18 protein-coding genes are annotated in these 25,156 nt (G+C 60.7%); 5 read left to right on the top strand and 13 right to left on the bottom strand.

The features are described from left to right. Positions 1–140 precede the first annotated feature (140 nt). From bamA to rpsB, 9 genes are all read right to left on the bottom strand, one after another. Positions 141–2,453 carry an outer membrane protein assembly factor BamA gene (gene bamA / locus ASG35_RS03515; RefSeq protein WP_056352968.1) on the bottom strand — a complete coding sequence of 771 codons (2,313 nt, stop codon included), beginning with the start codon at positions 2,451–2,453 and terminating at the stop codon, positions 141–143. A 98-nt stretch (positions 2,454–2,551) separates the two neighbouring features. After that, positions 2,552–3,937 carry an RIP metalloprotease RseP gene (gene rseP, locus ASG35_RS03510; protein ID WP_056352712.1) on the bottom strand — a complete coding sequence of 462 codons (1,386 nt, stop codon included), beginning with the start codon at positions 3,935–3,937 and terminating at the stop codon, positions 2,552–2,554. 7 nt (positions 3,938–3,944) lie between these two features. After that, positions 3,945–5,150: a 1-deoxy-D-xylulose-5-phosphate reductoisomerase gene (locus ASG35_RS03505; protein ID WP_056352965.1), complete on the bottom strand. Its 1,206-nt coding sequence runs from the start codon at positions 5,148–5,150 to the stop codon at positions 3,945–3,947. 84 nt (positions 5,151–5,234) lie between these two features. After that, positions 5,235–6,059: a phosphatidate cytidylyltransferase gene (locus tag ASG35_RS03500; protein ID WP_056352710.1), complete on the bottom strand. Its 825-nt coding sequence runs from the start codon at positions 6,057–6,059 to the stop codon at positions 5,235–5,237. Then, complete coding sequence (gene uppS, locus ASG35_RS03495) at positions 6,053–6,835, bottom strand: polyprenyl diphosphate synthase (protein ID WP_056352708.1); 783 nt, start codon at positions 6,833–6,835, stop codon at positions 6,053–6,055. The genes ASG35_RS03500 and uppS overlap by 7 nt, the downstream gene beginning before the upstream one ends. 64 nt (positions 6,836–6,899) lie before the next feature. Further along, positions 6,900–7,460, bottom strand: coding sequence for a ribosome recycling factor (gene frr / locus ASG35_RS03490; RefSeq protein ID WP_056352706.1), 561 nt, complete (start codon positions 7,458–7,460; stop codon positions 6,900–6,902). A 108-nt stretch (positions 7,461–7,568) separates the two neighbouring features. Continuing rightward, on the bottom strand, positions 7,569–8,282 hold the full coding sequence (gene pyrH / locus ASG35_RS03485) for a UMP kinase (protein ID WP_056352704.1): 714 nt from the start codon (positions 8,280–8,282) through the stop codon (positions 7,569–7,571). Between the two features lie 333 nt (positions 8,283–8,615). Continuing rightward, complete coding sequence (tsf, locus tag ASG35_RS03480) at positions 8,616–9,497, bottom strand: translation elongation factor Ts (protein ID WP_056352702.1); 882 nt, start codon at positions 9,495–9,497, stop codon at positions 8,616–8,618. Between the two features lie 248 nt (positions 9,498–9,745). Beyond that, a complete protein-coding gene (gene rpsB, locus ASG35_RS03475) occupies positions 9,746–10,498 on the bottom strand; it encodes a 30S ribosomal protein S2 (RefSeq protein ID WP_056352701.1) in 753 nt (250 codons plus the stop codon). Between the two features lie 436 nt (positions 10,499–10,934). On the opposite strand from rpsB, the gene map reads away from it, so the two are divergent. The 5 genes from map to ASG35_RS03450 all read left to right on the top strand — a co-directional run bounded on the left by map (position 10,935) and on the right by ASG35_RS03450 (position 17,044). Further along, positions 10,935–11,744 (top strand): type I methionyl aminopeptidase, encoded by an 810-nt coding sequence (map, locus tag ASG35_RS03470; RefSeq protein ID WP_056352699.1) that lies wholly within the window; start codon positions 10,935–10,937, stop codon positions 11,742–11,744. A 148-nt stretch (positions 11,745–11,892) separates the two neighbouring features. Then, entirely contained in the window at positions 11,893–14,478 is a 2,586-nt protein-coding gene (locus tag ASG35_RS03465; RefSeq protein ID WP_056352697.1) for a [protein-PII] uridylyltransferase, read from the top strand. 214 nt (positions 14,479–14,692) lie between these two features. Then, positions 14,693–15,856, top strand: coding sequence for a hypothetical protein (locus ASG35_RS32505; RefSeq protein WP_327019633.1), 1,164 nt, complete (start codon positions 14,693–14,695; stop codon positions 15,854–15,856). Continuing rightward, entirely contained in the window at positions 15,835–16,587 is a 753-nt protein-coding gene (locus ASG35_RS32500; RefSeq protein ID WP_056352693.1) for a pseudouridine synthase, read from the top strand. Before ASG35_RS32505 ends, ASG35_RS32500 begins: the two co-directional genes overlap by 22 nt. A gap of 220 nt (positions 16,588–16,807) precedes the next feature. Next, the gene (locus ASG35_RS03450) at positions 16,808–17,044 is read left to right on the top strand and encodes a hypothetical protein (protein ID WP_056352692.1); all 237 of its coding nucleotides are present in this window, start codon (positions 16,808–16,810) and stop codon (positions 17,042–17,044) included. A 108-nt stretch (positions 17,045–17,152) separates the two neighbouring features. Here the strand turns inward: ASG35_RS03450 and def are convergent, their stop codons facing one another. From def to smc, 4 genes are all read right to left on the bottom strand, one after another. Next, complete coding sequence (gene def, locus ASG35_RS03445; RefSeq protein ID WP_056352690.1) at positions 17,153–17,686, bottom strand: peptide deformylase; 534 nt, start codon at positions 17,684–17,686, stop codon at positions 17,153–17,155. Further along, positions 17,683–19,779, bottom strand: coding sequence for an NAD-dependent DNA ligase LigA (gene ligA, locus ASG35_RS03440; RefSeq protein ID WP_056352687.1), 2,097 nt, complete (start codon positions 19,777–19,779; stop codon positions 17,683–17,685). Before ligA ends, def begins: the two co-directional genes overlap by 4 nt. A 130-nt stretch (positions 19,780–19,909) precedes the next feature. After that, positions 19,910–21,154 carry a cell division protein ZipA C-terminal FtsZ-binding domain-containing protein gene (locus ASG35_RS03435; protein ID WP_056352686.1) on the bottom strand — a complete coding sequence of 415 codons (1,245 nt, stop codon included), beginning with the start codon at positions 21,152–21,154 and terminating at the stop codon, positions 19,910–19,912. A 234-nt stretch (positions 21,155–21,388) separates the two neighbouring features. After that, positions 21,389–24,904, bottom strand: a complete 3,516-nt coding sequence (smc, locus tag ASG35_RS03430; protein ID WP_056352964.1) for a chromosome segregation protein SMC — start codon at positions 24,902–24,904, stop codon at positions 21,389–21,391. Positions 24,905–25,156: the final 252 nt, after the last annotated feature.

Here is a 25,156-nt window from a genome sequence, read left to right as displayed (position 1 = left end):
GTTCGCAAAGTCTTCCTCACGTTACTTATTTACGTCGCTTGATTTACGTTGCTCGATTTACGTTGCTGCGCAACTTGTTTCGTCCCGACCCGATTCTTGCCAACGCGCAAACCGAGCCGTCAAAGCTATTCAAACCAGTCTTAGAACGCCGTACCAATCTGGAACTGGAACTTCTGATACTGGTCGCCTTCATGTTTCTGCAGCGGGAAACCCAGGCTCAGCTTGAGCGGGCCGATAGGCGAGATCCACGCGAGACCCACACCATAACCGTAACGCAGGCCGTTCGCGCCAGTGGTCGTACCGCCCTGACCCGGATCGCCCCAGACGTTACCACCGTCAAGGAACGTGAATACGCGCAGCGTGCGGTCATAACCGGTGCCCGGCAACGGGAATGTCAACTCGATGTTACCCACTGCCATGCGCGAACCGCCGATCGGGTCGCCCGTGGTCGTGTCGCGCGGACCGAGCGAGCTTGGTTCATAACCCCGGACCGAGCCGATACCACCCGCATAGTAGTTCTTGAAAATCGGGTAGGTCTGGCCCTTCAGGCCTTTACCGTAACCGCCTTGCAGGTTCAGGCCCAGCACGAAGCCGCGAGCGAACGAATAGTAATACTGTGCTTGTGCGTCCACCTTGACGTAGGTGGTGTTACCCGCAGGCGTGCCGTATTCAGCGTTCGTTTGCGTGTAGTAACCGCGACTCGGGACCAGCGCGCTGTCGCGATTGTCACGCGACCAACCCACCGTCACCGGCACGTTGTTCACCACGCGACCAAACTCGTTGACGTAGTCCTTGTAGCTTTGCGGCGTCGATGCATCCACGTCCAGCGTGTTCTGCTCGAGGCCCGCGCCGAAGTAGACCGTGTCCTGCTCCGAAAACGGAATGCCGAATTTCAGGTCGCCACCCACCGTCACGATCTTGAAGCTCGAATCCGTGGAGTAATAGAGCGGCTGATACGTGCGGTAGTACAAGTCGGTAATGCGCTTGATACCGTCGATAGTGAAATACGGATCGACCTGGGTCACCGTCAACGTCCGATACGTCTTGGCCGTATTGATGTTGACCGAAAGGCTGGTTCCCGAACCGAACACGTTGTCTTGCGACACGCCGGCCGAAAGCACCACCTTGTCCGTCGATGAAAACCCCGCGCCGAGCGTAATTGCGCCGGTCGGCTTTTCAGCAACCTTCACGTCCACATCAACCTGGTCGTTCGTGCCTTCGACCGGGATGGTCGTCACGTCCACATCGGTAAAGTAACCGAGACGATTCACACGATCCTTCGAGAGCGCGAGGCGGCTCGAATCGAACCACGAGCTTTCCAGCTGACGCATTTCGCGACGCACGACTTCGTCACGCGTACGCGTGTTGCCGACGATGTTCACGCGGCGCACATAAACGCGGCGGCTCGGGTCGACGTTGAGCGTCAGGTCGACGGTGTGGTTCGCTTGATTGATCTGCGGCTGGGCGTTGACCTGGGCGAACGCATAACCATACTCGCCAAGCTTGTCGACGATTGCCTTCGTGGTCGCCTGCAGCTTTTCAGCCGAGAACCGGTCGCCTGCCTTGATCTTGATGAGCTTGTTCAGCTCGGCCTGACGGTCGAGCAGATTGCCCGAAAGCTGGATGGCGCTGATCTTGTACGGCTCGCCTTCGTGCAGCGAAACCGTGAGGTACATGTCCTTCTTGTCCGGCGAGATGGACACCTGCGTGGAGTCGATGTTGAACTCGAGATAACCACGGTTCAGGTAATACGAGCGCACGTTTTCGAGGTCGCCCGTGAGCTTTTCCTTCGCGTACAAGTCGTTCTTCGTGTACCACGAGAACCAGTTCGGCGTGGAAAGCTGCATCTCGTCACGCAGCGTGCTCGTGCTGATGGCCTTGTTGCCGATAAAGTTGATCTGGCGGATCTTCGCGCTCGGACCTTCAGCCACCGAAAACAAAATTTGCACGCGGTTGCGATCGACCGGCGTGACCGTGGTCGTGACTTCCGCTGCATAGAAACCGCGCGTCAGGTACTGGCGCTTGAGTTCCTGTTCGGCTTTGTCGACAAGCGCCTTGTCATACGAGCGGCCCTGCGACAGACCAACCGAGCGCAGCGCCTTGATCAGGTTGTCTTTTTCGAACTCGTGAATGCCGGAGAAATCGATCTGCGAAATAGCCGGACGTTCTTGCACTTGCACGACCACCACGTTGCCCTGTGTGGCGATCTGGACGTCGTTGAAGAAGCCCGTTGCATAAAGCGCGCGAATGGCTTCAGAGGCCTTGTCGTCGGTGAACGTGTCGCCCTGCTTGATGGGCAAGTAGGCGAAAACCGAGCCGGGTTCGATGCGCTGAAGGCCGTCAATCCGGATGTCCTGCACGACAAACGGCGTTGTCGCGTGCGCCGCCATGCCGGTAGCGGCCAATGCTGCGGCCACAGCCGACTTAGGAACAAAGCGATGAGGTTTGAACAACGTGCTTCCCCAGTGTGTATAGCTGCATCGAGCCGGACCGCGTTCGTTCAAGCGCCGCCGGACAAGATGAAAAGGATCAATGTGAATCGGAAACCGGATCAAAAGCGAATCAGCCGAGCAAGGTCGTTAAAGAGCGCAATTGCCGACAAGGCGACGATGCAAACAAGACCCGCTCGCTGCAAAACCATCTGCCAGCGATCTGACACGGCTTTGCCTGTTGCGGCTTCAACCAAATAATATAACAGATGCCCACCGTCAAGAACCGGAATCGGTAACAAGTTCAACACTCCGAGGCTAATACTCACGAGTGCGAGGAAAGACAGAAACGCTGACACGCCGAGCCGCGCGCTTTTGCCCGCATAGTCCGCGATTGTCACGGGCCCCGAAAGATTCTTGAGCGAAGCTTCGCCCGTGATCATCCGGCCAAACATGCGCAGCGAATAGATGCTGATGTCCCAGGTCCGTTTCGCGCCGAGCTGCAGGCTTTCGATGGGACCGTAGCGTACATCGACCGAAGGAATGCGCGTGGCCAGTGAAGCACCAATGCGGCCGACGTTGCGGTTCGTAGCGGCATCGGCCTTGAGTTCCGGCACGATCTGAACCGCGCGCTGCGTGCCGTTGCGCTCGACCGTCAACGAAACCGGCGTGCCAGGACGATGCTGAACATAATCGATGAAACCCATGGCGTTATCGATCTTCTTGCCATCGATCGCGCGCAATACGTCGCCTGCCTGAAGACCCGCCTTCGCCGCCGCGCTGCCCGCTTCCACGCCCGCCACCGACAACGTGCCGCCGCCCGGCTCGAAGCCGAGCTTGTCCATGAAGTCCTGATCGATGTCCTGGTCATCGACCTTGCCGACCGTCACGGGGAAGTCGAACGTGCCTTCGCTCGTCTTGGCCGCGAGCACGACGCGGCGCTGGTCGAACGATGCATCGAGCAGCTTCCAGCGCAGGTCGGACCATGAGCGGATTGGCAGCGTGTCGCCGGTTGCGCCGCCGCCGGGCGTCATGTCGCGCATTGAAACAACCGTCTCGCCGCCTTCGAAACCCGCCTTTGCGGCGACCGTGCCGGCGGCCGGCGTTGCGAGTATTGCCGCCGGTTCCGAAACGCCCGCGGCGAACACGCCGGCGAACAGCAGGATGGCGAGAATGAAGTTGAAAACCGGTCCCGCCGCGACGATCGCGATGCGCTTGAACACGGACTGACGGTTGAACGCGTGCGGCAAATCAGCTTCGGGAATAGTTGCTTCCGACTCCCGTTCGTCGAGCATCTTCACGTAGCCGCCAAGCGGCAGCGCCGAGATGGTCCATTCCGTGCCGGTAGTCTTGCTGACCCACTTCACGAGCGGCTTGCCAAAGCCGACCGAAAATCGCAGGACCTTCACGCCGCACAACCGCGCGACGCTGAAATGGCCAAATTCGTGGACGACGACCAGCACGCCGATAGCCACGACAAACGCAACGATTTCAGTCAGGAAGTTCATGTGCGTCTCAATGCAGGACGCGTTCGGCTTGCGGCGCGTCCATGGTCAACAAGGCCGAGAACTCGCCCGCGAGACGGCGCGCTTCGGCGTCGGCTGCGAGCACTTCATCGAGCGTCGATGCGTTGCCGTTCGGCATTGCATTCAACACACGCTCGACCACTTCGCCAATCGCCATGAAGCCGATACGGCGTTCCAGGAAGGCCTCCACCGCCACTTCGTTGGCCGCGTTCAGCGCGGCGCTCGCCGTGCCGCCGGCTTCCAGCGCCTTGAGCGCGAGCGCGAGACACGGGAAACGCTTGAGGTCGGGCTTCTCGAACGTAAGCGTGGCGATTTGTGCGAGATCAAGCTGAGCGACGCCAGAGTCGACACGATCCGGAAACGCCAGCGCGTTTGCGATCGGCGTGCGCATGTCGGGATTGCCGAGCTGCGCGAGCACGGAACCATCCACATAGGAAACGAGCGAATGAATCACGCTTTGCGGATGAATCAGCACTTCGATGCGCGATCCCGGCACGTTGAACAGCCAGTGCGCCTCGATCACTTCGAGGCCTTTGTTCATCATCGTGGCGGAGTCGACGGAAATCTTGCGGCCCATTGCCCAGTTCGGATGCTTGCAGGCTTCGTCGGGCGTGACGTGTTTGAGCGACGACGGATCGCGCGTGCGAAACGGGCCGCCCGATGCAGTCAGAATGATCTTCGATACCCCGCCGTGCAGCGCGACTTCCCGCGGCAAACACTGGAACACGGCGTTGTGCTCGCTATCGACCGGCAGCAGAGTTGCGCCGTTATCGCGCACGGCATCGATAAAAATCTGGCCCGACATGACCAGCGCTTCCTTGTTCGCGAGCAGGATGCGCTTGCCGGCGCGGGCGGCAGCCAGCGTGGGATTCAAACCCGCAGCGCCGACAATCGCGGCAACGACCGTGTCACAACTCGCACTCGCCGATATATCCACGAGCGCCTGCGGCCCGTAGCTCACCTCGGTCTTGCAGCCCTTGTCGCGCAGTGCAGCGGAGACTTTCGCCGCCGTATCGGCGTCACCTACGACCGCCACTTCCGGCTGGAACTGCAGGCATTGATCGACGAGTTTGTCGCCGTTGCGATGCGCGCTCAGCGCGTAGACCTTGAACCGGTCGGGATGCCGCGCCACGACATCGAGCGTGCTCTCGCCGATCGAGCCCGTCGAGCCGAGCAGAGTCAGACGTTTTTGCATAAATCCTTCTTTAGCGGGCTGGCCGGAATCACCGGCCGCCAATTTAGCTTCGATTTGGCGCATCTGGCTGCGCTTTTTAGCCGCTTATGCGCCGAACGATCCGAGCAACAGCAACGCGATCGGCAATACGGGCAACAAAGCGTCGATCCGGTCGAGCACGCCGCCGTGTCCCGGCAGCAATCCGCTCGAATCCTTGACCCCGGCCTGGCGCTTGAGCAGCGACTCGAACAGATCGCCGATAACGCTGAACGCCGTCAGCACGGTCAACGAGAGCAACGCCCCGGGCCAGCCGAGATGCTCCACGAGCGCCGTATAAAGGGTTGGCGCGAAAACCATCGTCGCAGCGGCAACCGAGCCGACAATCATGACCGCCAGCCAGCCACCGGCCGCCCCTTCGCGCGTTTTGCCCGGACTGATGGACGGCGCGAGCTTGTGACGGCCAAACGCTTTTCCGGCGAAGTATGCGCCAATGTCGGCCAGCCATACGACTAGGAGAAGCGATAGCACGAATGCTACGCCTACCGTGCGAGCCGCGACCAATGCGTGCCAGCAGGCCACGAACGTAACGATCCCGGCGAACAGCAGAAACACGCGCCAGGCGCCTTCGGCCAGTAGGGGCTTGCGGGCAAGCGCAAACGGCCCAGCCAGCACCCAGAAAATCGCGGCCATCTGATACAGGGGTTTGTAACCGAGCCCGAGCCGCGTGCTGGCGACCAGAGCCACGCCCGCGATCACCGCATACACCACCGGTGATCCACCGCCGAGCTTCAGGAGCCGCGCCCATTCCCACGCCGCGAAAATGACGACGACCGCAATCAGCGCAGCAAAAGCGCCCACCGGCGCGAAGAAAGTGATTGGCAGGAGCACTGCCAGCAAGACGATTGCCGTGATGACACGGGTCTTTAGCATGAAAGGGTATCGGCCTTCTGCGATTGCGGTTCGAGCTGCGCGCTCGTGCGCCCGAAACGGCGTTCCCGCTCGCCATACGATTCGATCGCGCGCGCAAGCGCCTCGGCGTCGAAGTCGGGCCAGTAGGTATCGGTGAAATAGAACTCGGTGTAGGCGAGCTGCCACAGCAGGAAATTGCTGATGCGCTGTTCCCCGCCAGTGCGGATGAAAAGATCCGGTTCGGGCGCATAGGCCATGGCCAGATGCTGCTCGAACGACGCTTCGTCGACGGGAACCACACGCCCTTCTTCCAAGGACTGCTCGGCCAGTTTTTTGGCGGCCTGCATGATGTCCCAGCGCCCGCCATAGTTCGCCGCGATGGTCAGCGTGAGGCGCGTATTGCGCGCCGTCTTGGTTTCGGCACGCTGGATCAGCGCGCGAATGCGGTCATCGAACATGGCGGTGTCGCCCACCACGCGCAAACGGATGCCGTTTGCGTGGAGCTTGCCCACCTCACGCTCGAGCGCCGTCACGAACAGGCGCATGAGAAACGAGACTTCGTCGTTCGGACGCCGCCAGTTTTCGGAACTGAAAGCAAACAACGTCACGAACTGGACGCCCTGGCGCGCGCAGCTTTCGACCGTCGCCCGCACGGCATCGACGCCGCGTGTGTGGCCCGCTACGCGCGGCAGGCGCCGCTGCGTGGCCCAACGGCCATTGCCGTCCATGATGATCGCGATATGACGCGGGACTGCCGCGACATCGGGCACGCGAACGGTAGAGCTGGTATAGGTCATGGCCGCTGAATCTTAGTATCGACAGAGTGACGCGCCGGCACGACGCAAGAGACCGTAATTCGCCTCAAACCGTCATGATTTCGGCTTCTTTCGACACCACCAGCTTGTCGATTTCAGCGACGTTTTTGTCAGTGAGTTTCTGGACGTCATCGCTTGCACGACGTTCGTCGTCCTCGGAGATTTCCTTGTCCTTCACGAGCTTTTTCAACTGCTCGTTCGCGTCGCGGCGCAAGTTGCGAATCGCGATCTTGGCGTTTTCGCCTTCGCTTTTCACCACTTTCGTCAGCTCGCGGCGGCGTTCCTCAGTCAACGCGGGCATTGGCACGCGGATCTGATCGCCCTGGTTCGACGGGTTCAGGCCCAGATCCGAATCGCGAATCGCCTTTTCCACCACCGGCACCATCTTCTTTTCCCACGCCTGAACGCCGATCGTGCGAGCGTCGATCAACGTCATGTTCGCGACTTGCGAGATAGGTACGCTCGAGCCGTAGTAATCCACCTGGATATGGTCAAGTAAACCCGTATGGGCGCGACCCGTGCGAATCTTGGCGAGATCGTTCTTGAACGCCTCGATAGACTTCTGCATCTTCTGGTCGACGCTCTTTCTAATGTCAGCCACACTCATTTCAGCCTCCGTACTAGCTTTGTTACACGCAGTGCAGGCCTGCGGGGCGCCGGTCCCGCAGAACCCGCGCTCGGCCTCAAGCCTGCTTTCCTAACTTACCGCGAGAGTTTACACGTGGACGAGCGTACCTTCGTCGTCGCCCTGGATGATGCGCTTGAGCGCCCCCGGCTTGTTGATTGAGAACACCCGGATAGGCAGCTTCTGGTCGCGGCACAGCGCAAACGCCGTCGCGTCCATAACCTGCAGGTTTTTGCCGATCGCTTCGTCGAAGCTGATCGTGCTGTAACGCGTCGCGCTCGCATCTTTCTTGGGATCGGCGGAATATACACCGTCCACTTTAGTCGCCTTGAGCACGACTTCGGCACCGACTTCCGCGCCGCGCAACGCAGCAGCGGTATCGGTAGTGAAAAATGGGTTGCCCGTGCCGGCCGCGAAAATCACGACTTTTCCTTCTTCGAGCTGACGAATCGCGCGCGGGCGGATGTACGGTTCGACCACTTGGTCCATGCGCAGCGCGGACTGCACGCGCGCTTCGATTCCAGCGTGGCGCATGGCGTCTTGCAGAGCGAGCGCGTTCATCATGGTGGCGAGCATACCCATGTAGTCGGCCGTCGCACGGTCCATGCCGGCCGCGCCGCCTGCTACACCGCGGAAAATATTACCGCCGCCGATCACGACAGCAAGCTGTGTCCCCATGCGCACCACTTCCGCAACATCTGCCACCATCCTTTCGATTGTCGCGCGATTGATGCCGAAGGCATCGTCGCCCATGAGTGCTTCGCCGGAGAGTTTGAGGAGTACGCGTTTGTAGGCTGTGGGCATAAGAGATTTCCGGTTTCGCGCCGAGAGGGAGTGCAACAACGTAGAACTGTAGGGGTGAAACGATATTTACGGCAAGCATCCCATATTGGGCAAGCCGCGGCGGCGTAACGGGTTGACCCCGGTTTGCCCATCCGGCGCGGTTTTGGCCGCTATGAGGGTGCGGAACGAGCGTTCCTCGATGGGAACGCCAGACCCGCATCCGACTGCTTTTTGAAACTCTGGCAACACGGCGGCGAGCTGTGCATTGATCGAGCGGCCCAGTGATTCGGACCGGCTGACCATTATTTGCGAACGCCCGCCACGGCTAACAACATGAAGCCAGATACGTGATTCTTAGCCTTGCTTTGCAGCGGCAACTTGCGCGGCCACTTCTGCGGCGAAGTCGTCCGTACGCTTTTCAATGCCTTCACCGACCACGAACAGCGCAAACTTCTGAACCGATGCGCCTGCCGCTTTCAGCATTTGTTCGATCGTCTGCTTGTCGTTCTTGACGAACGTCTGGTTCAGCAACGAGACTTCCTTCAAGTACTTTTGCACGCTGCCGTCGACCATCTTCGCGACGATTTCTGCCGGCTTGCCCGATTCAGCAGCCTTTTGCTCGGCAATGCTGCGTTCCTTAGCGATCAATTCTGCCGGAACGTCATTCGACGACAGCGAAACCGGCTTCATTGCTGCAACGTGCATGGCGACGTCCTTGCCGACCTGCTCGTCCGCACCCGTGAACTCGACGAGCACGCCAATGCGCGTACCGTGGAGATACGAAGCCAGCTTGTTCGCGGATTCAAAACGCACGAAACGGCGTACCGAGACGTTTTCACCAATCTTGCCGATCAACGCGAGACGCACGGCGTCGACCGTCGAGCTTTCCAGCGGCAACGCCGACAAGGCAGCCACGTCAGCCGGATGGTTCTTGGCGATCAGTTCAGCGACCGTCTTGCCGAAAGCCAGGAAGTCGTCGTTCTTCGCAACGAAGTCGGTTTCGCAGTTCAGCTCGACCAGAACGCCCACGCCGTCGGCGATGTGCGCTGCAATGATGCCTTCAGCCGTCACACGCGATGCCGCTTTGCTCGCCTTGTTGCCGAGCTTCACGCGCAGCAGTTCTTCAGCGCGGTCCATGTCGCCATCGGCTTCGGTCAGCGCCTTCTTGCATTCCATCATGGGCGCGTCGGTCTTTGCGCGCAGTTCTGCCACCATGCTTGCGGTAATTGCCGCCATCATTTGCTCCTTGAGTCTGTGCCGCGCCCCGAGTTGGAGGCACGTAGATCGCACTATTGACACGCGCCGCCGGCGATAAACACCCGCGGCCAGAATTGGGTACTGCTACTACTTCAACATTGTTCGATGACCCGCGTATTGCTCAGCGCTTCCTGTGGCTGGCTTACTGAGGCTGGCTAAAAAAAGGGGGCCTTTCGCAAAGCCCCCTTTCTTGCCGGAAACATTACACCGGCGTCATCTTTTGCAACTTACGCTTCTGCGTTGACTTCAACGAACTCGTCGCCTTCGCCGCTGCGAACTGCTTGCACCACTTCGTTCACCGCGTTCGAACGGCCTTCCAGGATCGCGTCGGCCACGCCTTGCGTGTAAAGCGCAACAGCCTTGCTGGCGTCGTCGTTACCCGGAATCACGTAGTCGATGCCTTCCGGCGAGTGGTTCGTGTCAACCACGGCGATGACCGGAATGCCCAGCTTCTTGGCTTCGGTCACAGCGATCTTGTGGTAACCGACGTCAACCACGAAGATTGCGTCCGGAATGCCGCCCATGTCTTTCACGCCGCCAATCGACTTCACCAGCTTGGCCATTTCGCGTTCGAACAGGAGCGCTTCTTTCTTGCTCATGCGTTCCGTTTCACCGGCTTCCAGCGCTGCTTCCATGTCCTTCAGGCGCTTGATCGATACTTTCAGCGTCTTGAAGTTGGTCAGCATGCCGCCGAGCCAGCGTGCGTTCACGAAAGGCATGCCGGCGCGTTGCGCTTCTTCTGCCACCGTGTCACGCGATTGGCGCTTCGTGCCAACGAACAGGATCGTGCCGCGATTTGCTGCCAGTTGACGCACGTACTTCAGCGCGTCGTTGTACATCGGCAGCGTTTTTTCGAGGTTGATAATGTGAATCTTGTTGCGATGACCGAAAATGAACGGCGCCATTTTCGGGTTCCAGAAGCGCGTTTGGTGACCGAAGTGGACACCGGCTTCCAGCATTTGACGCATTGTTACTGCCATGAGAGTTCTCCGCGAGGGTTGGGTCTTAAGCCGGCTGCCGCATCGGGCGCCTCGTGATTCTTAGCTTTTCGAGGCGTCGGACACCCTGGGTGCGCCGGCTTGCGATTCAAGTCCGATCTCATTTGAAGCGCCTCTTCGCGCTGACATTCCAGGAAAACTCGAGGTTTCGAGGAAAGCCGCATTGAAAAGACAATTGCAAAGTTGATGCAGACTTAGCCAGCGAGTATATCACGCACCAATGTCGCGATTCAAGCTGCCTGACGGATTGCAAGGCGCGGCCTATGCCGGTTTTTGAGATGGGCACAGGCCGCCAATGCCGCGCCAGGCGGTGCTTTTGGCGAAAACCGCGCGGGTTTTCGGCTGCGGCGCGGCGCCTAAGGTGCGATAATGCGCGATTGGCTCTCCAAGCCGCTTACATGCATTTTCGATCCAAGTCATGTCCATTACGCTGAAAAACGACCACGATATTGCGCAAATGCGCATCGCCTGCCGGCTCGCGAGCGAAGTGCTCGACTTCATCACGCCTCACATTGTTGCCGGCGTGACGACGGGCGAACTGGACCGCCTTTGCCACGAATACATGGTGAAGGAACAAGGCACCGTGCCCGCACCGCTGAATTATCAGCCGCCGGGTTACCCGCCGTATCCCAAGGCCACTTGTATCTCGGTCAACGACGTAATCTGCCACGGCATTCCCGGCGATAAAGCGCTGAAGAACGGCGACGCGCTGAATATCGATATTACGGTGATCAAGGACGGGTATTTCGGCGATACCAGCCGCATGTTCCTGGTCGGCGAGGGATCGATCTTGGCAAAGCGCCTGGTTCAGACCACGTTCGACTGCATGTGGCTTGGCATCGACCAGATCAAGGCGGGCGCGCATCTGGGCGACATTGGCTACGCCATCCAGAAGCACGCCGAGGCGCAAGGTTACAGCGTGGTTCGTGAATATTGCGGCCACGGCGTGGGCAAGGTGTTCCACGAAGACCCGCAGGTATTGCATTACGGACGTCCGGGTACCGGCATCGAACTGCAGGCAGGGATGATCTTTACCGTCGAACCCATGATCAACGCCGGTCGCCGCGATATACGGACCATGCCCGATCAGTGGACCGTGAAGACGCGCGACCGCAGCCTTTCGGCGCAATGGGAGCATACGGTGCTCGTCACGCCGACCGGGTATGAGGTGCTGACCGTGTCGGCGGGTACGCAGGCGCCTTCCGAGTTGATCGCCGCAACGGCTTGAGTACGAATCGCCCAAGCGAATTACCCGCGAGCGCCGGGCTCTCGCCGGCCGTTCAGCACGACGCGGCGCATGAAAGACGGCGAAAGCAGCGTGTTGCCGATTGCAACGTTCTTCCACTGACCTCACGATCTCTACGATCCGCCCGCCCATGAGCGTACCCGCCGACGCCCCGCCTATTGCCGACTCGCTGAAAGCCTCCTACAAGATGGCAAAGGCGGCGTTGCTCGAACGCTTCAAAAGCGCGACCAACGTGGATGGCCTGATGCACGCCCTCGCGCGCGCCACCGACGACGCCCTCAAGGGCGCATGGGATGCGTGCGAGATGCCGGCATCGGCGGCGTTGCTCGCGGTCGGCGGCTACGGGCGCGGCGAACTCGCGCCGTATTCCGATATCGATATCCTCGTCCTGCTGCCCGATCACGAAACGCCCGATCACGTGGAAACGCTCGGCGCGCGTATCGAAAAGCTGATCGGCATGGCGTGGGATCTCGGGCTCGAACTTGGCAGCAGCGTGCGTTCGGTATCGCAATGCATCGATGAAGCCAGCAACGACATCACCATTCGCACTTCGCTGCTCGAAGCACGCAGGATCGTGGGCAACGAGAAACTGGTCGATGCCTTCGAAGCGCGTTATCAGCAAACGCTCGATCCGCGTGCTTTTTTCCAGGCGAAAGTGCTGGAAATGCGCCAACGACACGCCAAATATCAAGACACGCCATATAGCCTCGAGCCGAACATCAAGGAAAGTCCGGGCGGTTTGCGCGATCTGCAGCTGATTTTGTGGATATCGCGCGCAGCGGGTTTTGGCAGCAGCTGGCGTGAACTCGATTCACGCGGGCTCATCACCGAGCGCGAAGCCAGCGAATTGCGGCGCAACGAGGGTTTTCTGAAGACGTTGCGCGCGCGTTTGCACGTGATTGCGAAGCGGCGGCAGGACATCCTCGTGTTCGATTTGCAGACCGCGCTCGCGGAGAGTCTCGGCTACAAGGCGACGTCGTCGAAGCGCGCCAGCGAGCAGCTGATGCGCCGCTATTACTGGGCGGCGAAAGCGGTTACGCAGCTTGCCACCATCCTGATCCAGAACGTGGAAGCGCAACTGTTTCCATCGACGAGCGGCGTGACACGCGTGTTGAACGAGCGTTTCGTCGAGAAACAGGGAATGCTCGAAATTGCCAGCGACGACGTATTCGAGCGCCAGCCGAACGCGATTCTCGAAGCATTCCTGCTGTATGAGCAGACGCGCGGGGTCAAGGGTTTATCGGCGAGAACGCTGCGGGCGATCTACAACGCTCGCGACCTGATGGACCGCGACTGGCGGCGTGCCCCTGAGAACCGGCGCCTGTTCATGGCAATCCTGCAAGCGCCTGAAGGCATCACGCACGCGCTCCGGCTGATGAACCAGACGAGCGTGCTCGGCCGTTATCTGCTGAATTTCCGGCGTATCGTCGGGCAAATGCAGCACGACCTGTATCACGTCTATACCGTCGATCAGCACATCCTGATGGTGTTGCGCAATATCCGCCGTTTCGCCATGGCCGAACACGCGCACGAATATCCGTTTTGCACGCAGCTCATGGGCAATTTCGAACGCTCGTGGGTGTTGTACGTGGCAGCGCTTTTTCACGATATAGCGAAGGGTCGCGGCGGCGATCACTCAACGCTCGGCATGGCCGATGCACGGCGTTTTTGCCGCGATCACAACATGAACGCGGAAGACAGCGATCTGGTCGTGTGGCTTGTCGAACAGCATCTGACCATGAGCCAGGTTGCGCAGAAACAGGACACGAGCGATCCGGAAGTCATCAAGCGGTTTGCATCGATGGTGAAAACCGAGCGCCGGCTGACCGCGCTTTATTTGCTGACCGTCGCCGATATCCGCGGCACCAGTCCCAAGGTCTGGAATGCGTGGAAAGGCAAGTTGCTCGAGGACCTGTACCGGGGAACACGCGCCGTGCTCGGCGGTGCAGAGATGCATGCACATTCGGAACTCAAGTCGCGCCAGGAAGACGCGCTGGCGTTGCTGCGCCTCGAAACCGTGCCGGAAAACGCCGAAAAAGCGTTGTGGGACAAGCTGGACGTCGGCTATTTTCTGAGGCACGACGCCGCCGATATCGCCTGGCAAACCCGCGTGCTTTATAAACACGTCGAGAGTGGAAAGCCGATCGTGCGGGCGCGTCCGTCGCCGATCGGCGCAGCGCTTCAGGTGCTCGTGTACGTGAAGGACCGCCCCGATTTGTTTGCGGGCATCTGTGCTTACTTCGATAAAAACGGCCTTTCCGTCCTTGATTCACGCATCACCACGACTCGCCACGGCTACGCGCTCGACAATTTTCTGGTCGCGCATCCGGACCATGACGGGCATTATCGCGACATCGCAAATCTCGTCGAACAGCAGTTGAGCACGCTGCTGACCGCCGAGGGCATCTTGCCGGAACCGTCGAAGGGACGGGTTTCACGGCTGGTGCGCACCTTCCCGATCACACCGCGCGTGGATTTGCGTCCCGACGAACGTGGTCAGTATTACATCCTGTCCGTGTCTGCAAACGACCGGCAGGGCCTCCTTTATTCGATCGCGCGGGTTCTCGCCCAGCACCGGATCGGCGTCCATGCGGCGCGGATCAACACGCTTGGCGAACGCGTGGAAGACGTGTTCCTGCTCGACGGCAAAACCCTATCCGACAACCGGACGCAAATCCAGGTCGAAACCGAGCTGCTGCGCGCGATCGCAGCCTGAGAATTTATGCGCGTCAAACTGACAGCGAAACATCCGCGACCGGCATCGCCGGCACGTTCCCCCGTTCGTACCGGCAGCGTCGCCGGACGGAAAAAACCGCCGCGTGCGGAAGCGCCGGGCGGGGACCGGCCCGATCGGCCGGCAAAGCCGCGTGGCGATGCGCCGAGGGGGGATCGGGGGCCGAGGCCTTCTTTTGGCGATCGGGGTGCACCACGTGGGGATCGTCCTTCGGGTCCTTCTGGTTCTTCCGGTCCTTCTGGCGGTGGCGAGCGTCGTCCGTTCACGCCGCGTGACGATGCTCCAAACGGTAATCGCGGTCCGCGGCCTTCGTTCGGCGATCGTGGCGCACCGCGCGGTGATCGTTCTTCGGGACCCTCGGGCAATGGCGAGCGCCGTCCGTTCACGCCGCGTGGCGATGCTCCAAGAGGTGATCGCGGTCCGAGGCCTTCGTTTGGCGATCGTGGTGCTCCGCGCGGTGATCGTGCTTCGGGTCCTTCGGGCGAAGGCGAGCGTCGTCCGTTCACGCCTCGCGGTGATGCGCCAAGGGGTGATCGGGGGCCGAGGCCTTCGTTCGGCGATCGTGGCGCACCGCGCGGTGATCGTCCTTCGGATCCTTCCGGCGATGGTGAGCGTCGTCCGTTCACGCCGCGTGGTGATGCGCCAAGGGGTGAACGCGGTCCACGGCCTTCGTTCGGCGATCGTGGCGCACCGCGCGGTGATCGTCCTTCGGGTCCTTCCGGCGATGGCGAGCGTAGACCGTTCACGCCGCGTGGTGATGCGCCACGTAATGATCGCGGACCGCGGCCTTCGTTCGGCGATCGCGGCGCTCCACGTGGTGATCGTCCTTCGGGACCTTCAGGCAATAGCGAACGTCGTCCATTCAGCCCTCGCGACGACGCGCCGCGTGGCGCAAGCAGCGATCGCACGCCGCGCCCTTCTTTCAACGACCGCGGTAGTCCGCGCGGTCCGAGCGCCGACCGCGGCCCACGTCCTGCTTTCAGCGACCGCGGCGCACCTCGTGGTGATCGCGCAAGCGGTGACGGCGAACGCCGCCCGTTCAAACCGCGGGAAGATTCCCGTGGCCCAGGAAGCGATCGTGCGCCGCGTCCGTCGTTCAACGACAACGGCGCACCTCGCCGCGAGCGCAACCACGCACACGATGGCGGCCCGCGTCCGGCCTCTTTCGACCGCCAACGTCCGCCAGGCGACCGTCCTTACGCGAAACGCGAGACATCGCCGGAACGCTTCGGCGATGAGCGCAAACCCGCACGCAAACCGGCTGCAAAACTGGCAAAACCCCGCGACGCCGACGCACCACCGTCACCCGCCCGCATCGCCCGCGAAGGTGAAGATGGAATGGTGCGCTTATCGAAAGTGATGTCGGAACTGGGTCTTTGTTCACGCCGGGAAGCCGACGAGTGGATTGAAAAAGGCTGGGTGCTGGTCGACGGCGTGGTCATCGACACGCTCGGTACCAAGATCCGTCCGGACCAGAACATCGAGATCGCTCAAGCCGCGCACGCCGCGCAAATGCAGCAGGTGACCATCCTGATCCACAAGCCGGTCGGCTACGTTTCGGGTCAGGCGGAAGACGGATATCAGCCGGCGGTCACGCTGGTCAACCCGTCGAACCATTGGGCCGATGACCAGTCCGGCATTCGCTTTTCACCGACGCATCTCCGCACGCTCGCGCCAGCGGGACGCCTGGACATCGATTCGACGGGTCTGCTCGTGCTCACGCAGGACGGCCGGGTGGCGAAGCAACTCATCGGCGGTCATTCGGAAGTCGATAAGGAATACCTCGTGCGTGTCAAATTCGGCGAGCATGAACTCGATATCGAATCGCAGTTCCCGCCTGAAAGCCTCGCATTGCTCCGCCATGGCCTGTCACTGGATGACGTGCCGCTCAAGACGGCACAAGTCAGCTGGCAAAACGGCGAGCAACTGCGCTTCGTGCTGCGCGAAGGGAAGAAACGCCAGATTCGTCGGATGTGCGAGCTTGTCGGACTCGAAGTTGTCGGTTTGAAACGTATCCGCATGGGACGCGTAACGTTAGGCGCGCTGCCGCCGGGACAATGGCGTTACCTCGGCGCGGACGAGGCTTTTTAAGCGACGATCCGGCTGCAAAGCGCGCTTCAGCTAGCATGGGCGTCGCGGAAAAACCACAAAATCGTCACAAATCGATGTGAATGGCACACGCCAGACGCATCGATTTTTTTTGGCCGAATTTTTGGTTAAAGAAAATATGACTGACGACCGATAGGCAGATATACGCGCTATTTACCGCTTCCCACCGCGTGTGCTTTGCGACAGCCACTGGAGAATTGTCATGTCCGTTGAGATCATTGTTCGCGAAACAAAGACCGGCCTCGAAATCATCAGCGGCCGACGCCGACTCGACGCACTGCTCGCCTTGCGCGACGAAGTCGTCGTAACGAGCCCGGGCATCGGCGAAGTTGTTATTGCCCGTTTGCCGGACGGACGGCTGCAGGCATCGGCGAATCCGGAACACATCAAGCTCTTTCGCCAGCCGCAAGCGGCCTCGGGCAGCAAAAGTTTCGCCTGAACGACCGAGCGTTAAAACAACGAAGCCGCCCATTCAGGCGGCTCGGTAAAACGCGAAGCGGTGAGACGGCCCCGTCAGACATCCGGGGTCGCAGATGCTTGGCGTGGGTCAGTCGTCGCTTTTCGGATCCAGTCCGGGGAACAACACCTCGGTGAATCCAAATTTCGAGAAGTCCGTCACCCGCATGGGATAGAGCTTGCCGATCAAGTGATCGCACTCGTGCTGCACAACGCGCGCGTGAAATCCCTCGGCGAGCCGTTCGATTGCCGTTCCGTACTGATCGAAACCTTGATAGCGGATCATCGAATACCGCTGCACGGCGCCGCGCAAGCCCGGCACCGACAAACACCCTTCCCAGCCTTCTTCCATGTCGTGCGACACAGGCGTGATGATCGGATTGATCAGCACCGTCTCCGGCACCGGTTGCGCGTCCGGATAACGCTCGTTGTGAGCAAAGCCGAAAATCACCACCTGCAGGTCCACGCCAATTTGTGGCGCCGCGAGCCCCGCGCCGTTTGCGTGACGCATGGTATCGAACATGTCCTCCACCAAAGCGTGCAGTTCGGGTGTATCGAAATGATCCACCGGCTCGGCGATACGCAACAAACGCGGATCGCCCATTTTGAGGATTTCGCGAATCATGGGGTTTCTCCCTCCAAAAGTTTGCGCATACCGTCTTCGTCGAGGACTGGAATGCCGAGTTCCTCGGCCTTCACGAGCTTGCTGCCCGCTTCAGCTCCAGCAACCACGTAATCCGTTTTCTTCGATACCGATCCCGCCACCTTCGCGCCCGCCGCCTCGAGCATTTCCTTGGCGTCCTCGCGCGAAAGCGTAGGCAACGTACCGGTCAGCACGATCGTCTTGCCGGCGAGCACGCCTTGCGGTGCTTTCGGCGCAGGCGGACCTTCGGGCCACGTCACGTTTCCCGGCGCGCGCAGTTGCTCGATCACCATCTGGTTGTGCTCTTCGCTGAAAAAGTTGTGCAGCGATTCAGCGACAACAGGCCCGACATCATTCACTTCCAGCAGTTCTTCGACGCTCGCAGACAGAATTGGATCAAGCGAACCAAAATGCTTGGCGAGATCTTTCGCGGTGGATTCACCCACGTGCCGGATACCCAGCGCATAGAGAAATCGCGGCAAGGTAGTGTGCTTCGCTTTTTCGATGGACTCGTAAAGATTCTGGGCGGATTTATCAGCGAAACGGTCCAGCGCCGCAAGTTTTGCCACGCCCAGATTGAACAGATCGGCCGGCGTGCGCACGATGTTCTGCTCCACCAACTGGTCGATGATTTTCTCACCCAATCCGTCGATATCCAACGCGCGCCGCTGCGCAAAATGCCACAGCGCCTGCTTGCGTTGCGCGGGACAAATCAAGCCACCCGTACATCGCGCGATGGCCTCGTCCGGCAGCCGTTCGATCTTCGATCCACACACGGGGCATTCGGTCGGCATTACAAATTCGCGCGCGTCGTCGGGACGACGGTCCAGGATCGCGCCGACCACTTCCGGAATCACGTCGCCGGCACGCCGCACGATCACCGTATCGCCAATACGGATGTCCTTGCGCCGCACTTCGTCTTCATTATGCAAGGTCGCGTTCGTCACCGTCGCGCCGCCGACAAACACCGGCGTCAGCCGCGCGACCGGGGTGATTGCGCCGGTCCGGCCAACCTGCACGTCGATGGCGAGCAATTGCGTGAGGGCTTCCTGCGCCGGAAACTTGTGTGCGAGCGCAAAACGCGGCGCACGAGAGACGAACCCGAGCTTGTCCTGTTCGTCGCGTTGATTGACTTTATAAACCACGCCGTCGATGTCATACAGCAACCCGTCACGCTTTTCACCAGTCTTGCGGAAGAACGCCAGCAGCCCGTCCGAGCCCTGCACCACGCCGCGTTCCGCGTTGACCGGCAGCCCCATTTCCTTGTACCAGTCGAGCAGCGCCGAGTGCGATGGCGGCATCTCCGCGCCTTCCAGCATGCCGATGCCATACGCAAAGAAGGACAGCTTGCGTTGCGCGGTCATCTTGGAATCGAGCTGGCGAAGGCCGCCTGCGGCCGCGTTGCGTGGGTTGGCAAATTCACGCTGCTCCGCCTCGCGCTGCCGCGCGTTCAGCCGCTCGAAATCGCGCTTGAACATCAGCACTTCGCCGCGGACGTCGAGCCGCTTCGGAATGTTCTTGCCCTTGAGTTTCAGCGGGATTGAATGAATGGTGCGGACATTCTCAGTCACCTCTTCGCCCGTGGCGCCGTCGCCGCGGGTCGCCGCCTGCACAAACACGCCGTCGTCGTAACGTAGCGAGATCGCGAGGCCGTCGAATTTCAGTTCGCACGCATATTCCACGGGCGTGTGGCCGAGCGCGTCGGCCACGCGTTTGTCGAAGGCGAGGATATCTTCGTCAGCAAATCCATTGTTCAGCGACAGCATGGGTACATCGTGCGTGACTGGCTCAAAGCCCGTCGCGACCAGCCCGCCAACCCTCAACGTGGGTGAATCGGGCGTAATCAACTCGGGGGCGGCCGCCTCGATCTGCTGTAGTTCCTTGAATAGAATGTCGTATTCCGCGTCTGGCAGATCAGGCTGATCGAGCACGTAATACGCGTAGTTCGCGCGCTCCAGCTCAACGCGCAGCCATGCGGCGCGCTCGGCCGGCTCGTCGGCGCCGGGGATGGGCGTGGCGGAAACAGCAGGCTCTGCTTTCTTTGCTTTGGCAGCGGCTTTTGGTTTGGCGGACATGCAACAGGACAGGTTAAAAAGTGGAAGAAACCGACCTGTTGATTGTCTCAGAGAACAGCTGATCGTGGCATCGACCGAATGGCCGATGCCTCCGAAATCATTCAGCGATCTTCCGTAGCCGCGGTAAGATTTATTGACTGAACAAGCGCCGCGTGGCGGGCGAACCAGCGGGGATGCCGGCCTGTTCCAGCTTCGCGTAAAGCGTCATCAACTGCTTTTCGATGGCAAGCAGCGAGCTTTCCGGCAACGGGCGGCGCTGGTCATCCACGACCCGCGCGCCAATGCGCTCGGACAGCGACTTCGCGTAATCGCACATTAGGCGGAACGGCAGGATGTCTTCGTCGGCGACCGGCACGTCCAGCACCAGCGTGATCATCTGGCCGCCCTTGTAGGTCAGGTCGTCGCGCAGGAAATTGGTATCGCCGAAAAGCAGCATGAAAACCGGGTTCTGGCGTGCATCGAGCTTGACGAAGCGCGTGCCGTCGCGCGAGAGCAGCAAGCCGTCCTGCGACGCCACCGCTTGCACGTAATTGGCGGACCAGGGAGCGCCGTCGGAGAGAATGTTGATGGACAGCTGCGCGTCGCATTGCGCGGCGAACGCATCCAGTTCCCGCGCCATGCCGACCGTTTCCAGCATGTCCGGGAATTCGGGCGAACCGTCGATACCATCGGCAAAACGCTGCACGCCCGTCACGAATTCGGAGAACTCTAGTTCGTTCAACGGTCCGCCACGATTGGCAAGCTGCGCCGCCGCCCGCAGTTCCTCATAGCGTGCGCCGTTCTTGAGCAACTCCCAGGTCGTGCCGCCTTCAGGCTTGCCCTCGATGTGCACCGGCTTCGCGCCCGCGCGCCGTAGTTTCTGCGCGCTTGGAATCAGCTTGTCACCGGCAATGGGCGCGACGAGACGGATAGGCACCACGCAATCGATCCGGCGATCCACGATAGCCGGCGGCGCCGATGAAATCGTGGTCGCGGCCGGCAGAACGGGTTCGTCGTCATCGGCGATGATAGGCGGCGAATCAAGTTCCTCGAAGTCGCCATTCACCGAAGTCGATTCGGCCTGGATATCAACCGCGGTGTCCGCCGGCGCAACAGTAGACAAAGGCGTGCCGCCAAAACTCGGCTCCACGCGTGAGTCCGCAGCGTCCGATCCATCGCTCTCGCCCATTGCGGGTTCGCGCCGCACCGGACGCGTTGGTTCAATAAACGGCTGTTCTTCTTCCGAATCCTGCCTGGCAAGCGATTCCGCCGCTTCCTCGGGCATGGGACGGGGCATCTTGCGGCGCACTTTTGCGCCCTGCCACGCGTTGTAGACCACCACGCCGCCCACTACCACGGCTCCTGCTCCGATCAACCCGAGTGTCAACTCGTCCATGCACGCTCCGTCATACTTTCTGTTTGCGCTGACCCAAGCCCGAACGACGCTTCGAAGCTGCCGCCAAGGTGTTCAACGCTTGTTTTAATTTACGCCCCGCGATCTGCGCCGCATGGGATTTCGTTTTCCCGTGCAGCACTCCGCGCCTGGCGCACCAGAACCGGCCTTCCCGACCGGTTCTTCACCCTGTTTTTCATCGCTGGAACCGTGTTAAAGCGCGATCCGGCGAAACGTTCATGCATTTTGGGCGAATCCCGCCGCAGATTCCATATCCACGGCAACAATCCGCGAAACACCCTGTTCCTGCATCGTCACGCCGATCAGTTGCTGCGCCATTTCCATAGCGATCTTGTTGTGCGAGATGAAGAGGAACTGCGTCTTCTCCGACATCGCCCGGACGAGGTTAGCGAATCGTTCTGTGTTGGCGTCGTCGAGTGGTGCATCGACTTCGTCCAGCAGACAGAAAGGCGCCGGATTCAACTGGAACATGGCGAACACGAGCGCGGTCGCGGTCAACGCCTTTTCACCACCCGAAAGCAGGTGAATGGTCGAGTTCTTCTTCCCCGGCGGCTGAGCGAGCACTTGCACGCCGGCGTCGAGGATTTCGTCGCCGGTCATGACGAGCTTCGCCTGACCGCCGCCAAACAGACGCGGGAATAGTTCGCCGAAATGACGATTCACTTCGTCGAACGTGCCTTGCAGCAACGAGCGCGTTTCCTGATCGATCTTGTGGATCGCGTCTTCCAGCGTGCCAATGGCGTCGTTCAAATCCGCCGATTGCGAATCGAGGAACGACTTGCGCTCGCTCGCCGCAGCAAGTTCGTCGAGCGCCGCCATGTTGACTGCGCCGAGCGCCGTGATTGCGTTGTTCAGCCGGGTGACTTCGCCTTGCAGATACGAAGGCTTCATGTCCGGCGTGAGCTTGGCCTGCAAATCGGCTTCGTCAACGCCGGCAGCCGCCAGTTGTTCGACGAACTGCTCGCCGCTGATGCGCGCCGCCTGCTCCTTCAACTGCAATTCGCCGATCTTGTCGCGTAAAGGCTGCAGCGAGCGCTCGGCGATCAGCCGAAGCTCGTCGGCTTGACGCAGGCGCGCGGTGAGATCGTCCAGTTCGATACGCGCCGATTGCAACGCCTCTTCCCTGGCCGCCCGTACTTCGAGCGCATCCTGCAAGCCGGTGTGCGCGGTCTGTTCATTGATGGTTTCAAGCTCGGCGCGGGCGTCTTCCAGCGCGCCCGCCACGCGTTCGCTCTGTTCTTTTGCCGTATCGATATTGCGTCGGTATTCCTCGATCTTCGCCGCAAGCCCACGCGCCGCAAAACTGGCGTCCGTGGCGGCGCGCTCCAGATCGCGCGCTTCCTGCCGTGCGTCGGTCAACGCTTCGTCGAGTGCTTCGAATGCAAGCTGATGGTCTTCGAACCGCGCCTGCAATTCGGCGAGTTCACCGTCGTGGCGCTCGAAATTCGCTTCGGATTCGGCACGCAAGGCGCGTTGTTCGTCGATTTGAGCCGTGATTTCGGAGAGTTCCTCACGAATCTGCGTGCTGCGCTGCATGTAACGGTCGTGCGCCTGCGTGAGCTTCAGCACGTCCATTTGCAATGCATGCACACGCTGGGTCGCGCGTTCGGCGGCCGAACGCGCGTCACCGAGCGCGCCCGACGCTTGCGTATGCGCCGCTTCGGCACGCACGGCGGCGGCTTTGGCTTCATCGGCGAGAAGCGCTTGGGCGCGGACCTGCTTCGTCAAGTTCTCGATTTCATGCTGTCGCGCGAGCATGCCGGCCTGCTCGGAATCGGCTGCGTAGAGTTGCACGCCGACCCGCGTCACCACGTGTCCGGCCTTGACTACGAACGCGCCGCCATCGGGCAATTGCGTACGGGTCGAGAGCGCCTGGGAGATGTCGTCGGCAACGAAAAACTGGCCTAGCCAATCGGTCAGCACGGGGCGCAAACCTGCGTCATCGATACGAATAAGCGAGAGCAACGGGCGCAAACCGGCAGGAGCTTCGTGTGGCTGGCCTGCGTTGGGAGGCGCGTAAAACGCGAGCTTGGCCGGCGGCGCGTCGGTGGCGAACGCCTTCACCCAATCGAGATTCGATACCTCCAGCGCGGCGATCCGTTCGCGCAAGACCGATTCGAGCGCCGTTTCCCAACCCGCTTCCACGTGGAGTTTTTTCCACAACCGCGGCAACGAGCCCAGCTCGTGCTTGTCGAGCCAAGGCTGGATCTTGCCTTCGGTCTGGACGTTTTCCTGCAACTGCCTGAGCGCCGCAAGCCGCGCCTCGAGCTGATGAATCTGCGCGCTTTCGGCCTGCACTTTTTCGTGCGCCGCGCGCCTTTCGCCATCCAGACGCGGCACGGTATCCTGCGCGTCGGCGAGACGTGCCTGAGCCTCGGATAGGACTTCCTCGTGCTCGGCCATCTGCATGCGCAACTCTTCGAGCTGCGCTTCGTCGGGCGCATCGAGTCCGCCAGCTTCGCTTTTCAGGCGTTCGTGACGTTGCTGCAACTGCTGCAATTGCTGATCGGCGTTGCGCTGGTGCGCGGCCTCCAGCTTGAGCGCCTGTTCCGTACGCGCGATCGTCGCGCGCTCGTCGTTCAGTTCGTTCTGGGCATCGCGAAAACGCGCTTCGAGCGCGGGCAATTCGTCCTGCTTTGCGGCCGCCGTTTCCTGTGCGATGGCCGCCTTTTCCTCGCCGACGGCCAGCGCTTCTTCAGCGTCGTCGATCTCGCCACGCGCCTTTTCCGCCTGCATCTGCCATTGCTCGCGTTGCGCGGTCAAAGCGGCGATCTGAGCCTGCACGCGATTACGCGATTCCACGATAAAGCGGATTTCCGCTTCGAGTTTGCTGACCTCCGAATTCGCTTCATAAAGCGCGCCTTGGGCGCCCTGCATGGCGTCGCTCGCGCTGTAGTGCGCAACGCGCAGCGTTTCCAGCTGCGCCTCGACTTCCCGCAACTTCGCAGTCTGCGATTCGAGTTCGATCTGGGCGTCGCTGATGGCGCGCTGCTGGCGCTCGGACTCGTTGCCCGCTTCGTTCTTGCGCAAAAGCCATAAAAGCCGCTGCTTTTCCTCGCCTTCGGCCTGCAACGTCTTGTACTTCGTCGCGACGATTGCCTGCGCTTCGAGCTTCTCCAGATTGGCGCTCAATTCACGCACGATGTCTTCAACGCGCGTCAGGTTTTCGCGTGTGTCGTGCAGACGATTTTCGGTCTCGCGCCGGCGTTCCTTGTACTTCGATACACCCGCGGCTTCTTCCAGGAACACGCGCAGTTCTTCGGGCTTCGCCTCGATGATCCGCGCGATCATGCCCTGCCCGATGATTGCGTAGGCACGCGGCCCGAGGCCCGTGCCCAGGAAGATGTCCTGGATATCGCGGCGCCGTGCCGGCAAGTTGTTGATGTAATAGCTGGAGGTGCCGTCGCGCGTCAGCACGCGCTTGACGGCGATTTCGGCGTAGGTGCCCCACTGGCCGGCGGCGCGGCCGTCGGCGTTATCGAAGATCAGTTCTACGCTCGCCCGGCTGCCCGGCTTGCGCGCGGTCGAACCGTTGAAGATCACGTCCTGCATCGACTCGCCGCGAAGTTCGGAGGCGCGCGATTCGCCGAGCACCCAGCGCACGGCGTCGATGATGTTGGATTTGCCACAGCCATTCGGACCGACCACGCCGACAAGCTGGCCTGGGACCTGGAAATGGGTGGGATCGACGAAGGACTTGAAGCCAGCGAGTTTTATCGAGGTCAGACGCACGGCGATATCGCTGATTGAAATGAATGCTGGAAACGGGCCGGCGAACCTCGTGTGCACGCATGTCCGTGCAGCGTGAGGCGTAAGACGCCGGTCGAAAACGCTCGGGCGGCACGGGCTGGACCCCGCGGGTTGGACCCTTGAAAAATCACTGCCCGGCGAACGATGACAATCATACCATCGCCCGGAATGATTTCTTTTAGCTTAAGGCGAGCGCTTTATGTATGTCTTTTATTGGCAATCGACCGGCCAATA

The sequence above is a fragment of the Burkholderia sp. Leaf177 genome, from assembly GCF_001424345.1.
Taxonomy (GTDB): Bacteria; Pseudomonadota; Gammaproteobacteria; order Burkholderiales; family Burkholderiaceae; genus Caballeronia.
Note: the sequence above shows the minus strand (reverse complement) of the source record. Positions and strands in the feature narration are given on the sequence as shown.

Bases quoted from the DNA above. Each gene is read 5' to 3' on its own strand.
- rseP (WP_056352712.1), bottom strand. From the start codon at position 3,937: ATGAACTTCCTGACTGAAATCGTTGCGTTTGTCGTGGCTATCGGCGTG.
- ASG35_RS03505 (WP_056352965.1), bottom strand. From the start codon at position 5,150: ATGCAAAAACGTCTGACTCTGCTCGGCTCGACGGGCTCGATCGGCGAG.
- ASG35_RS03500 (WP_056352710.1), bottom strand. From the start codon at position 6,059: ATGCTAAAGACCCGTGTCATCACGGCAATCGTCTTGCTGGCAGTGCTC.
- uppS (WP_056352708.1), bottom strand. From the start codon at position 6,835: ATGACCTATACCAGCTCTACCGTTCGCGTGCCCGATGTCGCGGCAGTC.
- frr (WP_056352706.1), bottom strand. From the start codon at position 7,460: ATGAGTGTGGCTGACATTAGAAAGAGCGTCGACCAGAAGATGCAGAAG.
- pyrH (WP_056352704.1), bottom strand. From the start codon at position 8,282: ATGCCCACAGCCTACAAACGCGTACTCCTCAAACTCTCCGGCGAAGCA.
- tsf (WP_056352702.1), bottom strand. From the start codon at position 9,497: ATGGCGGCAATTACCGCAAGCATGGTGGCAGAACTGCGCGCAAAGACC.
- rpsB (WP_056352701.1), bottom strand. From the start codon at position 10,498: ATGGCAGTAACAATGCGTCAAATGCTGGAAGCCGGTGTCCACTTCGGT.
- map (WP_056352699.1), top strand. From the start codon at position 10,935: ATGTCCATTACGCTGAAAAACGACCACGATATTGCGCAAATGCGCATC.
- ASG35_RS03465 (WP_056352697.1), top strand. From the start codon at position 11,893: ATGAGCGTACCCGCCGACGCCCCGCCTATTGCCGACTCGCTGAAAGCC.
- ASG35_RS32500 (WP_056352693.1), top strand. From the start codon at position 15,835: ATGGTGCGCTTATCGAAAGTGATGTCGGAACTGGGTCTTTGTTCACGC.
- ASG35_RS03450 (WP_056352692.1), top strand. From the start codon at position 16,808: ATGTCCGTTGAGATCATTGTTCGCGAAACAAAGACCGGCCTCGAAATC.
- def (WP_056352690.1), bottom strand. From the start codon at position 17,686: ATGATTCGCGAAATCCTCAAAATGGGCGATCCGCGTTTGTTGCGTATC.
- ligA (WP_056352687.1), bottom strand. From the start codon at position 19,779: ATGTCCGCCAAACCAAAAGCCGCTGCCAAAGCAAAGAAAGCAGAGCCT.
- ASG35_RS03435 (WP_056352686.1), bottom strand. From the start codon at position 21,154: ATGGACGAGTTGACACTCGGGTTGATCGGAGCAGGAGCCGTGGTAGTG.